Origin of the sequence: Streptomyces sp. NPDC056452 (genome assembly GCF_042796085.1) — a bacterium.
In the GTDB taxonomy this organism is placed as follows: domain Bacteria; phylum Actinomycetota; class Actinomycetes; order Streptomycetales; family Streptomycetaceae; genus Streptomyces.
Map to the genome: position 1 here is coordinate 1 of NZ_JBHTRI010000001.1, position 12,968 is coordinate 12,968.

At 70.4% G+C, this 12,968-nt stretch carries 12 protein-coding genes; 5 read left to right on the forward strand and 7 right to left on the reverse strand.

Annotated features, from left to right (window positions below):
* Positions 1–39 precede the first annotated feature (39 nt).
* Complete coding sequence (locus ACFQ6X_RS00005) at positions 40–396, reverse strand: iron-sulfur cluster assembly accessory protein (RefSeq protein ID WP_056784314.1); 357 nt, start codon at positions 394–396, stop codon at positions 40–42.
* A 230-nt stretch (positions 397–626) separates the two neighbouring features.
* Between ACFQ6X_RS00005 and nadA the strand changes: the two genes are divergently transcribed.
* Positions 627–1,814, forward strand: a complete 1,188-nt coding sequence (gene nadA, locus ACFQ6X_RS00010) for a quinolinate synthase NadA (protein ID WP_383173422.1) — start codon at positions 627–629, stop codon at positions 1,812–1,814.
* Positions 1,815–1,957: 143 nt separating this feature from the next.
* Here the strand turns inward: nadA and ACFQ6X_RS00015 are convergent, their stop codons facing one another.
* From ACFQ6X_RS00015 to ACFQ6X_RS00035, 5 genes are all read right to left on the reverse strand, one after another.
* On the reverse strand, positions 1,958–5,113 hold the full coding sequence (locus ACFQ6X_RS00015) for an efflux RND transporter permease subunit (RefSeq protein ID WP_383173425.1): 3,156 nt from the start codon (positions 5,111–5,113) through the stop codon (positions 1,958–1,960).
* Between the two features lie 174 nt (positions 5,114–5,287).
* Positions 5,288–5,977: a response regulator gene (locus ACFQ6X_RS00020; protein WP_383173428.1), complete on the reverse strand. Its 690-nt coding sequence runs from the start codon at positions 5,975–5,977 to the stop codon at positions 5,288–5,290.
* Positions 5,974–7,260, reverse strand: coding sequence for a histidine kinase (locus ACFQ6X_RS00025; protein WP_383173431.1), 1,287 nt, complete (start codon positions 7,258–7,260; stop codon positions 5,974–5,976). Before ACFQ6X_RS00025 ends, ACFQ6X_RS00020 begins: the two co-directional genes overlap by 4 nt.
* A gap of 205 nt (positions 7,261–7,465) precedes the next feature.
* Positions 7,466–7,744: a hypothetical protein gene (locus ACFQ6X_RS00030; RefSeq protein WP_383173433.1), complete on the reverse strand. Its 279-nt coding sequence runs from the start codon at positions 7,742–7,744 to the stop codon at positions 7,466–7,468.
* Between the two features lie 10 nt (positions 7,745–7,754).
* Entirely contained in the window at positions 7,755–8,537 is a 783-nt protein-coding gene (locus ACFQ6X_RS00035; RefSeq protein WP_329211863.1) for a PspA/IM30 family protein, read from the reverse strand.
* A 296-nt stretch (positions 8,538–8,833) separates the two neighbouring features.
* Here ACFQ6X_RS00035 and ACFQ6X_RS00040 point away from each other — a divergent pair, with 296 nt between their 5' ends.
* The 3 genes from ACFQ6X_RS00040 (at position 8,834) to ACFQ6X_RS00050 (ending at position 11,386) form a co-directional block, all read left to right on the forward strand.
* Positions 8,834–9,433, forward strand: a complete 600-nt coding sequence (locus tag ACFQ6X_RS00040) for a DUF3043 domain-containing protein (RefSeq protein ID WP_383173436.1) — start codon at positions 8,834–8,836, stop codon at positions 9,431–9,433.
* Between the two features lie 59 nt (positions 9,434–9,492).
* The gene (locus ACFQ6X_RS00045; protein ID WP_383174561.1) at positions 9,493–10,227 is read left to right on the forward strand and encodes a class I SAM-dependent methyltransferase; all 735 of its coding nucleotides are present in this window, start codon (positions 9,493–9,495) and stop codon (positions 10,225–10,227) included.
* Positions 10,228–10,312: 85 nt separating this feature from the next.
* Complete coding sequence (locus tag ACFQ6X_RS00050) at positions 10,313–11,386, forward strand: S1C family serine protease (RefSeq protein ID WP_383173438.1); 1,074 nt, start codon at positions 10,313–10,315, stop codon at positions 11,384–11,386.
* 80 nt (positions 11,387–11,466) lie between these two features.
* Here ACFQ6X_RS00050 and ACFQ6X_RS00055 read toward each other — a convergent pair whose 3' ends face one another.
* Entirely contained in the window at positions 11,467–11,670 is a 204-nt protein-coding gene (locus ACFQ6X_RS00055) for a hypothetical protein (RefSeq protein ID WP_327119322.1), read from the reverse strand.
* A gap of 87 nt (positions 11,671–11,757) precedes the next feature.
* On the opposite strand from ACFQ6X_RS00055, the gene ACFQ6X_RS00060 reads away from it, so the two are divergent.
* Positions 11,758–12,960, forward strand: a complete 1,203-nt coding sequence (locus tag ACFQ6X_RS00060; protein ID WP_383173442.1) for a bifunctional adenosylcobinamide kinase/adenosylcobinamide-phosphate guanylyltransferase — start codon at positions 11,758–11,760, stop codon at positions 12,958–12,960.
* Positions 12,961–12,968 lie beyond the last annotated feature (8 nt).

Consider the following 12,968-nt stretch of genomic DNA (forward strand, 5'->3'; position numbering starts at 1 on the left):
CTCCCGGAGTCCGGGAGCGCCGCCGCTGTCGTATCAGGCTTAGCTGAAGGAGTCACCGCAGGCACAGGAGCCCGTGGCGTTCGGGTTGTCGATCGTGAAGCCCTGCTTCTCGATCGTGTCCACGAAGTCGACCGAAGCGCCGCCCAGGTACGGGGCGCTCATCCGGTCGGTGACAACCTTGACGCCGCCGAAGTCCTTCACGACGTCGCCGTCGAGGGAGCGCTCGTCGAAGAAGAGCTGGTAGCGCAGGCCGGAGCAACCTCCGGGCTGAACGGCGACGCGCAGAGCGAGGTCGTCACGGCCCTCCTGCTCCAGCAGGGTCCTGACCTTGTCTGCGGCGGCGTCGGACAGGAGGATGCCGTCGCTCACGGTGGTGGTCTCGTCCGATACGGACATCTGCTTCTCTCCCGGGTTGTACGGAGTGCTTGCCGACGGTCCAACCATCGGGGCCTCGGATTCATTCCGGGCCGGGCGCTTGTCTGTTCCCTTCATGCTCGCACACCGCGCCCTCGGCGGGATGCGTCACATCGACGCTATCGGCATCGTCAATCTGACGTGAGCCGGTTATGATAGATAGCGTCAATTAGACGAAAAGGCTTGTTCGCAGAGTTCGCAGAAAAGAAAGGGTGCGTGTCGTGACCACCGCCCAGCCCCTGGATGTCCAGCCGACACCCCTCGCCCTGCTGCTTCTCGGCCGCGAGGCCGACCCGAGGAGCGAGCGCGGCGTCGAATGCCCCGGCGACCTGCCCTCCCCGTCCGACCCGGACCTGGTGGAGCGCGCTCGCGCAGCCAAGGAGAAGCTCGGGGACAAGGTCTTCGTCCTCGGGCACCACTACCAGCGCGACGAGGTCATCCAGTTCGCGGACGTCACCGGCGACTCCTTCAAGCTCGCCCGCGACGCGGCGGCGCGGCCCGAGGCGGAGTACATCGTCTTCTGCGGCGTGCACTTCATGGCCGAGTCCGCGGACATCCTGACCGGTGACGACCAGAAGGTCGTCCTGCCGGACCTGGCCGCGGGCTGCTCGATGGCCGACATGGCCACCGCTGAGCAGGTCGCCGAGTGCTGGGACGTGCTGACGGAGGCCGGCGTCGCCGACCAGGTCGTGCCGGTCTCGTACATGAACTCCTCCGCCGACATCAAGGCCTTCACCGGCCGGCACGGAGGGACGATCTGCACCTCGTCCAACGCGAAGCGGGCGCTGGAGTGGGCCTTCGAGCAGGGCGAGAAGGTGCTGTTCCTGCCGGACCAGCACCTGGGGCGCAACACGGCCGTGCGGGACATGGGGATGACCCTGGAGGACTGCGTCCTCTACAACCCGCACAAGCCGAACGGCGGCCTCACCGCCGAGGAACTGCGCAACGCGAAGATGATCCTGTGGCGCGGGCACTGCTCGGTGCACGGGCGCTTCTCGGTGGAGTCCGTCAACGACGTGCGGGAGCGGATCCCGGGCGTCAACGTGCTGGTCCACCCGGAGTGCAAGAACGAGGTCGTGGCGGCCGCGGACTACGTGGGCTCGACGGAGTACATCATCAAGGCCCTGGAGGCGGCCCCGGCCGGTTCGAAGTGGGCCATCGGTACGGAGCTGAACCTGGTACGCCGCCTGGCGAACCGTTTCGCCGCGGAGGACAAGGAGATCGTCTTCCTCGACAAGACGGTGTGCTTCTGCTCGACGATGAACCGGATCGACCTGCCGCACCTGGTGTGGACGCTGGAGTCGCTGGCCGAGGGGAACCTCGTCAACCGGATCCAGGTCGACCCGGAGACGGAGAAGTACGCGAAGCTGGCGCTGGAGCGGATGCTGGCGCTGCCGTAGGGGGTGGCGTCGGCCGGACCCGGCCGCGGCGGGTGCGCCCGCCTGGCCCGGCCACGCAGCCGTCCCGCGAATTGCCCGAAAGGGGAAGGCCCCCGATGCCGTTGTACGGCGTCGGGGGCCTTCCTGTGTCGCTACGAGGGCCGTCAGGCCTTCGCGGGCTCCGGCTCGTCGGAGGTGACTTCCTCCGGCGTCCCGGGGGCCGTGACGCCCGCCTTCGCCTCGCGCTTGGCCGCCTTCTTCTTGGCGCGGCGCTCCTTGCGGAGCTCGACCATCGCGTACAGCGTCGGCACCAGGAGCAGCGTCAGCAGCGTGGAGGTGATCAGACCGCCGATCACCACGACCGCCAGCGGCTGGGAGATGAACCCGCCCTCGCCGGTGACGCCGAGCGCCATCGGGAGCAGGGCGAAGATCGTCGCCAGTGCCGTCATCAGGATCGGGCGCAGACGGTGGCGGCCACCCTCGACGACTGCCTCGACGACTCCCATTCCCTGCGATCGGTACTGGTTGATCAGGTCGATCAGCACGATCGCGTTCGTCACCACGATGCCGATCAGCATCAGCATGCCGATCATCGCCGGGACGCCCATCGGGGTGCCGGTGACGACGAGGAGGCCGATGGCTCCGGTCGCCGCGAACGGGATGGAGACCAGCAGGATCAGCGGCTGGATGAGCGACCGGAAGGTGGCCACCAGCAGCATGAAGACGATCGCGATGGCCGCCAGCATGGCGAGGCCCAGCTTCATGAAGGCATCGTCCTGGTCCTGGGAGACGCCGCCGATGGATGCGGTGGCGCCGTCCGGGAGGTCCAGGGCGTTGATCTTCGTCTGGAGCGCGGCGCTGACCGCGCCCGTGTTGTCGCCGGTCGGCTTGGCGGTGATCGTCGCCGCGCGCTGACCGTCGATCCGGGTCATCGTGACCGGGCCGGGAACCAGCTTCACGTCGGCGATCCGGCCGAGTTCGACCGGGCCGAGCTTCAGGGCCTTCAGCTCGGCGATGGTGGTGGCCGGGCTGGACGACTTCACGATGACGTCACGCTCGGTGTCGTCCATGATCGCCTTGCCGGACGGGGTGCCGCGCACCGCGCCGGCGACCGCCGCGCCGAGCGTGGTCTCGTTGAATCCGGCGTCGGCGGCCTTGTCGTTGGCCTTGACCGAGATGCGCGGAACGCTCTGCGCCAGGTCGCTCTGGACGTCGGTGACGTCGTCGAGCTTCGCCACCTCGGTCCGCACCGCTTCGGAGGCCTTCTTCAGGATGTCCGCGTCGGCGGCCTTCACCACGACGCTCAGGTCCTGGCTGCCGAAGCCGTCGCCCGCGGCGATCGTCGTGTCGCCGATGCCGTCGAGCTTGCCGAGTGCCTCGTCGATCCGGTCCTGGGTGGCGTCGAAGTCCGCCGAGTCCTTGAGGGTGACCTGGTAGGAGGCCTGGTTGGCTCCCGTACCGCCGCCGAAGGCGGCCATGAAGCCGGAGGAGCCGACGGTGACCTGGTAGTCCTTGACGCCCGCGTCGGCCGCGAGGACCTTCTCGACCTTCTGCGCGGCGGCGTCCGCCGCCTCCAGGCTGGTGCCGGGGGTCAGCTCCTGCTTGATGGAGAGGACTTCCTGCTCACCCTGGTCGAAGAAGTTGGTCTTCAGCAGGGGCGCCATGCCGAAGGTGCCGAACAGCACCACGAAGGCGATGACGATGCTGGTGATACGGCGCCGGGTCGCGAAGCGCAGCACGGGGACGTAGATCCGCTGGAGCCGGCTCGCGGCTTCCTTCTCCTCGGCCTTGCGGCGCGCTTCGTCCGGGTTCTCGGCGGTGCCCTTGGGGGCGCGCAGGAACCAGTACGAGAGGACCGGGACCACGGTCAGCGAGACCAGCAGGGAGGCCAGCAGGGCCGCGGTGACGGTCAGGGAGAACGAGCCGAAGAGCTGGCCCACCATGCCGCCCACGAGACCGATGGGCAGGAAGACCGCGACGGTGGTGAGCGTGGAGGAGGTGACCGCGCCGGCCACTTCCTTGACCGCGGTGATGATCGCCGAATGGCGCTCCTCGCCGTAGCCGAGGTGCCGCTTGATGTTCTCCAGGACCACGATCGAGTCGTCGACGACCCGGCCGATCGCGATCGTGAGCGCGCCGAGCGTGAGCATGTTCAGCGAGAGGTCGCGGGTCCAGAGCACGATCAGTGCGAGGACCACGGACAGCGGGATCGAGACCGCGGTGACCAGGGTCGAGCGGATCGACGCGAGGAAGACCAGGATCACGATGACCGCGAAGAGCAGGCCGAGCGCGCCCTCGGTGGTCAGGCCGGAGATGGCCTTGGAGACGGCCGGTCCCTGGTCCGAGACGACGGTCAGCTCGGCACCGGAACCGAGGTCCTTGCGCAGGTCGGGAAGCTTGTCCTGGACGGCGTCCGAGATGGCGACAGCGCTGCCGTCCTTGTCCATCGTGGCCATCACGGCGAGGCTCGGCTTGCCGTTCGTCCGGGTGATGGAGACCGCCGTGGAGGGCTCCTGCTCCACCGTCGCGATGTCACCGACGCGGACCGGCTTCCCGGGCTTGCCGGTGGCGGGGTTCTGCGCGGAGACCTTCAGGTCCTCGATCTGCTTCAGCGAGGTGAAGGAGCCGCCGACCTGGATGGTGCGGCTCTTGCCCGCCTCGGAGAAGGAACCGGCCGGGATCGTGGCACCGCCGGCCTGGAGGGCCTGGGCCAGCGAGCCGGCGTTCAGACCGGCGGCGGCGAGCTTCCTGTCGTCGGGGACGACGGAGACCTGGAGTTCCTGGACGCCGTCGACCGCGACCTGGCCGACGCCCTCGATGTCCTCGAGGGCCGGGACGACCGTGCGGTCCAGCTGGTCGGCGAGCGCCTGCTGGTCCTTGTCGGACGTGACGGCGAGGACGACGGTCGGGATGTCGTCCGTCGAACCGGCGATGACCTGCGGGTCGACGTCCTCGGGCAGCTGGATGCGGGCACGGTTCACGGCCTGCTGGATGTCCGCGACGAGCTGCTTGGTGCCTTCGTCACCGAAGTCGAAGCTCGCCATGATGACGGCGTTGCCCTCGCTGGCGGTCGAGGTGATGCCCTCGACGCCGTCGACGGCCTTGATGGCGTTCTCGAGGGGTTCGACGACCTGCTTCTCGACCACATCGGGGGACGCACCCTGGTAGGGGGCCAGCACCGACACCATCGGGAGTTCGATGGTGGGCAGCAGCTGCTGCTTGAGCTGCGGGATCGCGATCGCTCCGAAAACGAGCGCGACGATCGAGATCAGCCCGATAAGGGCCCGTTGCGCGAGGCTGAATCTGGACAGCCAGGACATGGGTGGGTCTCTCTTCTGTGGCTTACGCGGCAGATGGGCGGCTGCTCGAGGAGCAGAAAGGGGGACAGCCCGCCCGTCTATACGATCGCCGATCCGGGGGACGGATTCGTCGCCCCCCGGGTTGCATTCTTATGTCGCGCATACCGCAGGTGGAGTACGCCGGATCTCCACCCGTCACTCCGCCCTGGGACGCACCAGGCCCGATTCGTACGCAATCACTACCAATTGGGCCCGGTCCCGGGCGCCCAGCTTCGCCATGGCCCTGTTCACATGGGTCTTCACGGTCAGCGGGCTGACGGCGAGCCGCTCGGCGATCTCGTCGTTGGAGTGGCCGCCCGCGACCAGGACGAGCACCTCGCGCTCCCGCACGGTGAGCGCGCCGAGCCGCTCGGCGTACGCCGCGGCGTCCGGGCCCTCTCCCGCGCTGCCGCCCTGGGCGAGGAACGTGGCGATGAGCCCCTTGGTCGCGGCCGGGGAGAGCAGCGCCTCCCCGGCCGCGGCGATACGGATGGCGTTGAGCAGCTCGTCCGGTTCGGCGCCCTTGCCGAGGAAGCCGGACGCACCGGCGCGCAGGGACTGCACCACGTACTCGTCCACCTCGAAGGTGGTGAGCATGACGACCCGTACACCCGCCAGATCCGGATCGGCGCTGATCATCCGGGTGGCGGCGAGCCCGTCGGTACCGGGCATCCGGATGTCCATCAGCACCACGTCGGCGCGGGTCGAGCGGGCCATCTCCACCGCCTGTGCGCCGTCCGCGGCCTCACCGACGACCTGCATGTCGGGCTCCGAGTCGACCAACACCCGGAACGCGCTGCGCAGCAGCGCCTGGTCGTCGGCGAGCAGCACCTTGATCGGTGTCATGCGCGTCCCCCCGTGCTGTCCGCCGTGCCCGGCCTCTCCGGCTCACCCGTGCGGGTCATGACGGGCAGGATCGCATGGACGCGGAATCCGCCGCCGTAACGGGGGCCCGCGGTGAGGGTGCCGCCGAGCGCGGTGACGCGTTCGCGCATGCCGATGAGGCCGTGGCCGCCGCCGTCACGCTCCCCGTACGGGTCCGTTCCGTCGTCCCCGGTCCTCGGCACGCCCCTGCCGTTGTCCAGCACCGTGATCTCCGCGGTGCTCCCGACCCGAACGACGCTCACCTCGGCCTTCGCGTCGGCACCCGCGTGCTTGCGCACATTGGTGAGCGCCTCCTGGATGACCCGGTACGCCGCGAGGTCGACGGCCGCGGGCAACGGGCTGTCCCGGTCGGTGCAGGCCACCTCGACGGGGAGTCCCGCGTTGCGGAAGGTGTCGACGAGCTCGCCGAGGACCGCGAGGCCCGGGGCCGGCTCGGTGGGCGCCGCGGGGTCGCCGGACTGGCGCAGCAGCCCGACCGTGGTCCTGAGCTCGCCCAGCGCGGAGCGGCTGGCCTCACGGACATGGGCGAGCGCTTCCTTGGCCTGGTCCGGGCGCTTGTCCATGACGTGGGCGGCGACGCCGGCCTGGACGTTGACCAGGGCGATGTGGTGGGCGACGACGTCGTGCAGGTCCCGGGCGATCCGCAGCCGCTCCTCGGCGACCCGCCGGCGGGCCTCCTCCTCGCGGGTGCGCTCGGCCCGCTCGGCGCGTTCCCTGATCGCGTCGATGAACGCGCGTCGGCTGCGGACGGCGTCGCCCGCGGCCGCGGCCATACCGGTCCAGGCGAAGACGCCGAGGTTCTCCTGGCTGTACCAGGGGGTCGAGCCGACCACCATCGCCGCCACGGTCAGCACCGCCATCGTCAGCAGTCCGACCCGCCAGGTGGTGGGGCGGTCGGTGCGGGACGCGACGGTGAAGAGCGCGATGACGGCGCTCATCACGACGGGGGCGGGCGGGTCCATGAGGATGAACTCGGCGGTGGACAGCAGCCCGGTCACGGCGAGTACGGCCATGGGGTCGCGCCGCCGCAGCACGAGTGCCCCGGCGCCGAGCACCATGAGGAGCACGCTCGACGGTTCGGGGGTGCGGATGCCGAAGATCGGCCCGTGCCCCGGATTCGGCTCCGCGAAGGACGCACAGATCATGCAGGCGAGCACGGCCAGGGCAAGCGCCGCGTCGAATGCCAGAGGATGGCCGCGCAGCCAGCGTCGGGCGCGCACGAACCCGGTTCCGAGGGTGGTCACGTCAAGCTACGGTACGGCGTGTCGCGCACTTTCCTGTCCCGGTGGTGTGCGGATCCGACCACAGAGCTGCCACGTGCCACTGTGCCCCGCGCCGGTGGGACCGGGCGGGGCACAGTGAGGGAGTGTGGAGTGAAGCGCTCGGGCCCTTCGTCCGGATCGTGCCGGACCGTGCGAGCCCGGCGTGCTCCGAACGGAAGGACCCAGGTCAGCCGGGGATCAGCCCGTCGTCGCTGAGCATGGCGCGCACTTCTTCGAGGGTCGCGTCAGGAGACGGCAGGATCAGCTCGGACGGCTCCAGGGAGTCGTCCGGCAGCGGCGAGCCGAGCTCGCGCACCTTGTCGAGGAGCGCGTGGAGAGTGGTGCGAAAGCCGGGGCCGTCGCCGCTCTCCATCTCCGCGAGCAGTACGTCGTCGAGCTTGTTCAGCTCGGCGACATGACTGTCGGCCAGTGCTACCTGGCCCTCCCCCATGATCCGTACGATCATGACGCCGCCCTTACTGCTTGTCGAACTTGTGCGGGGACTGCTGCGACTGCGGTGACGAGTCCTGCGCACCGCCTTCGATGGCCTGCTGGGAAGAGGAGGAGCCGCCGGCCAGTTCGGCCTTCATGCGCTGCAGCTCCAGCTCTACATCCGTACCACCGGAGATCCGGTCCAGCTCGGCGGCGATGTCGTCCTTCGCCGTCCCGGTCGGGTCGTCCAGGGCACCGGAGGCCAGCAGCTCGTCGATGGCTCCGGCGCGCGCCTGCAGCTGCTGGGTCTTGTCCTCGGCCCGCTGGATCGCGAGGCCGACGTCACCCATCTCCTCGGAGATACCGGAGAACGCCTCACCGATCCGGGTCTGCGCCTGCGCGGCGGTGTAGGTGGCCTTGATCGTCTCCTTCTTCGTACGGAAGGCGTCGACCTTGGCCTGCAGCCGCTGGGCCGCGAGAGTGAGCTTCTCCTCCTCACCCTGCAGCGTCTGGTGCTGCGTCTCCAGGTCCGTGACCTGCTGCTGGAGGGCGGCGCGCCGGGACAGCGCCTCGCGGGCCAGGTCCTCGCGGCCGAGCGCGAGTGCCTTGCGGCCCTGGTCCTCCAGCTTGGACGACTGTCCCTGCAGCTGGTTCAGCTGCAGCTCCAGCCGCTTGCGCGAGGTCGCCACATCGGCGACGCCGCGGCGTACCTTCTGAAGCAGCTCCAGCTGCTTCTGGTACGAGTAATCGAGGGTCTCGCGCGGATCCTCGGCCCGGTCAAGGGCCTTGTTTGCCTTCGCGCGGAAGATCATTCCCATACGCTTCATGACACCGCTCATGGGCTTCGCGCGCCCCCTTCTGACGGACTGAGCTCCAGCACTCCAACAGAACCCACAGTACGGGCCCTGCCTCTATTACCGCACTGTTCGGGTACGGATGTGCTCCTACCCAAGGACGACTGCCACCTGCGACCACTCCCGCCCAGGGAGTAGAGGAACATCAGGGAAACCGGTGGCGACGTCCGTTCTGCCCCTGTCGGGACACCTTTCAGGACGCAGGCCGTTGCCGGATCGTTCCCGCCCGGTCCTGACTTGCCCGGACCGACCCCGTACCCTTGGGTTTTGTGTTCCGTAGCCGTTCCAAGGAAGAGAAGGCCCCCACCGACAAGGTGACGGCGGACCTCTCCAAGCAGCCCCGCGACCCTCAGGCTCCCAAGGGTCGCCCCACCCCCAAGCGCAACGAGGCCCAGACGCAGCGCCGACGTGCTTCGAGCGGCACGCCGACCGATCGCAAGGAGGCCACGAAGCGACAGCGCGAAGCGCGCCGCGCCGACCTGGCCAAGCAGCGTGAGGCGCTCGCGTCGGGTGACGAGCGTTATCTCCCCGCACGTGACAAGGGGCCCGTGCGGCGCTTCGTCCGTGACTTCGTGGACTCACGCTTCTGCATCGCGGAGTACTTCCTTCCGCTCGCAGTGGTCATCCTGATCCTCAGCGTGATCCAGATCCAGAACATCCAGAACATCTCGCTGCTGCTCTGGCTCGGCGTGATCGTGCTGATCGTGGTCGACTCCATCGGCCTCGCGTTCCGGCTCAAGAAGCAGCTCGCCGAGCGCTTCCCGGACACCCCCAAGCGCGGTGCCGTGGCCTACGGCCTGATGCGTACGCTCCAGATGCGCCGACTGCGGCTTCCGAAGCCGCAGGTCAAGCGGGGAGAGCGGCCCTGAGCACGGAGACCTCCGGCTTCACGGGGGTCTCTTCCCAATGGCTGGACGGGCTCGGCGGACTGCGCAACACGGTCCGCCAGGAGCTCGTCGCCCGGCAGCTGGACGAGCAGATAGCCGCGCGCTTCCCCGTGGGGCGGCGGCTGCGGGTGCTCGATGTCGGCATGGGCCAGGGCACGCAGGCGCTGCGGCTGGCCCGGGCCGGGCACTCGGTGACCGGGCTGGAGTCCGACGGCGAGATGCTGCGGACCGCCCGGGAGGCCCTCGCGGGCGAGCCCGAGGGCATCCGGGAACGGGTGCGCCTCATCGAGGGCGACGGCCGCGACACCGGGGTGCACTTCCTGCCCGGCAGCTTCGACGTCGTGCTGTGCCACGGCGTCCTGATGTACGTCTCCGAGCCTGATCCGATACTGGCCGGCCTGGCCCGGATGCTGGCGCCCGGCGGGCTCCTCTCGCTGCTCGTGCGGAACGCGGACGCGCTGGCGATGCGGCCCGGGACGGCGGGAGACTTCGGCGGGGCTCTCGCGGCGTTCGACTCGGATACGTACACCAACCGGCTCGGCCTCCTCGTGCGGGCCGACCGGCTCGACGCGCTGACATCCACCCTCGCCGGGATCGCCGCGCCGCTGCACGCCTGGTACGGCGTGCGGGTCTTCACCGACAACGTGAGCAACGACGACGAGCTGCCCGGCGCCCAGGAGCTGGAGCGGGTGCTGGCCGCGGAGGACCGGGCGGGGCGGACCGATCCGTACCGCAGGGTGGCGGCGCTGCTGCACCTGTGCGGGGTGCGCGGCTGAGGGCTGTCCCGCAGGAGCCCGGCCGTACGTCTGATCGGCCCATCAGCGCAGGCCCCTGCGCCGGGCCCCTGGCCATACTCCGGGCATGGACGCATCCTCCTCCCGCGGCCGGGCCCGCCGCCTGCTGCTGCCCCTGACCGCCGGTGCCTGCGCGATCGCCCTGGCGGCCGGCTGTTCCGGCGCGGGTTCCTCCCCGGCCGGCGCCCGGACGCAGCAGGGCGCCGCGGCCCGGGCCACGGATGACCTCGAGAGCCGGTACCAGGACGTCATCAGGGATGTGCTGCCCTCGGTCGTACAGATCGGCGCGGACGACAGTCTCGGCTCCGGCATCGTCTACGACGACAAGGGCCACATCGTCACGAACGCCCACGTCGTGGGAAGCGCGAAGACCTTCGACGTCACCGTCGCCACCGGTGAGAAGGGGCTCAAGGCCTCCCTGGTCTCCTCCTATCCGGAGCAGGACCTGGCGGTCGTCAAGCTGAACGACATCCCCGGCGGGCTGCGGGCCGCGAAGTTCGGCGACGCCGAAGAGGTCCAGGTGGGGCAGATCGTGCTGGCGATGGGCTCGCCGCTCGGCCTGTCCAGCAGCGTCACCCAGGGCATCGTCTCCGCCCTGGGGCGGACGGTCAGTGAGAGCAGCTCGGGCGGTGGCACCGGGGCGACGCTCGCCGACATGGTGCAGACCTCGGCGGCGATCAACCCGGGCAACAGCGGCGGGGCGCTGGTGAACCTCGACAGCGAGGTGATCGGCATCCCGACCCTCGCGGCGGCGGATCCGCAGTTGGGCGGCAGCGCGGCACCCGGGATCGGATTCGCGATCCCGGTCTCCATGGTGCGGACGGTCGCGGACCAGATCATCAAGTCCGGCAAGGTCACGGACTCGGGCCGGGCGGCACTGAACATCACGGGCCGTACCGTCGTCGACGGCGACTACCAGCCGGCCGGTGTCGCCATCGTCAGCGTGGAGAAGGGCGGGGCCGCGGAGAAGGCGGGGCTGCGCACCGGAGACGTCATCACCGCGGTCGACGACACCCCGATCACGACGATCACCTCGCTGTCGGAGGCCCTGGCGGGCGAGAAACCGGGCGGGCAGGTCTCGGTGACGTACTCGCGCGGCGGTGCGAAGAAGACGGTCGAGGCCACCCTGGGCGAGATCTGAGCCGACGCGGCGGCACCCGGCCCGGCACCCTGGCGGGTGGCGGGCCGGTTCTCGCTCGCGAGGCGGGCAGCCGGAAGGCCCTAGTCGGCCTGGAGGCTCATCGGGCCGTAGATCTTCGTCGCGTCCTCGAACAGCGACACCTGGTCTGCACCGCCCTCCAGGAGCTCCTTCCAGAACTCACCGATCCAGGACTCCGCATCGCCCTGGGTCGTGAACTCCTCCGGCTGCAGAGCCGGCTCCGTCTCCGTACCGTCGGACTTCTCGAACCGCCACGTCCACGCCATGTCCGCCTCCTGGGTCACGTTGCTGCCCGAAGCCTAGTACCTGGCCCGGGCGCGCAGGTGAAGCATGGACGCGGGAGGATCAGGAGCGTGGAACTGACTCTGCTCGGCACCGGAGCCCCCGACGGGCTGCCGCGGCCCGACTGTCCCTGCGCGGCCTGCGCGTCGGCCCGTGGTGCGCGGGCGCGGGCCGCGACCTCGCTGCTGGTCGACGACGCGCTGCTGCTCGACCTCACCCCGGGCGCCGTGTTCGCCGCGGCCCGCGCCGGCCGTTCGCTCACCGGCGTACGCCAGGTGCTGCTGACCCATCCCCATGACGGGCCCGCCGTGGAACTGCCCGCCTCACTCCCGTCCGCGGGGCGCGTACCGGACGGCCAGGAGCTGACGCTGATCAGCGGGCACCGGGTGCGGGCGGTGTCGATGGACGCTCCGGGCACCGGGTACGAGGTGACGTCGCCCGAAGGCGAGCGGCTGCTCTACCTGCCGCCGGGGGCCGCGCCCGCCGGTCTGGCCGACCGGATGGCGGAGCCGTACGACATGGTCGTCGCCGATGTGATCGCGCGGCCCGACGCCGTGGCCCGGCTGCGGGCCGTGGAGGCGATCGGGCCCACCACCGAGGTCGTCGCCGTCCACCTGGACCACGACGCACCGCCCGGCGAGGAACTGCACCGCAGGCTCGCGGCCGCCGGGGCGCGGGCCGTGCCGGACGGGACGACGCTGAGGGTGGGCGAGTTCCACGCGGTGCCCGAGATGCCCCGGCGCACGCTGGTGACCGGGGGCGCACGGTCGGGGAAGTCGCTGGAGGCCGAGCAGCGCCTGGAGACGTTCCCCGAGGTGGTGTACGTGGCGACGGGCGGCCGGCGGAACGGCGACGCGGAATGGGCGGCCCGGATCGGGCTGCACCGCGAGCGCAGGCCCGCCGCGTGGCGCACCGAGGAGACCTGCGAGCTGGTGGCTCTGCTGGAGGCGGACGGCCCGCCGCTGCTGATCGACTGTCTGTCGCTGTGGCTGACGGACGCGATGGACCGGGTGGAGGCGTGGGACGACGCCCGGTGGGCGGACGGCGGCGAGGAGGCACTGCGGGAACGGGTCGCGGAACTGGTCCGCTCGGTGCGCGGGACGCGCCGTACGGTCGTCGCCGTGACCAATGAGACCGGATCGGGCGTGGTCCCCGCGACGGCCTCCGGGCGGCGCTTCCGGGACGAACTGGGCCGTCTGAACGCCGCGTTCGCCGACGAGTGCGAGCAGGTGCTGCTGGTGGTGGCGGGGCGGGCGCTGGTGCTGCGGGGCTGAGCCGTGCG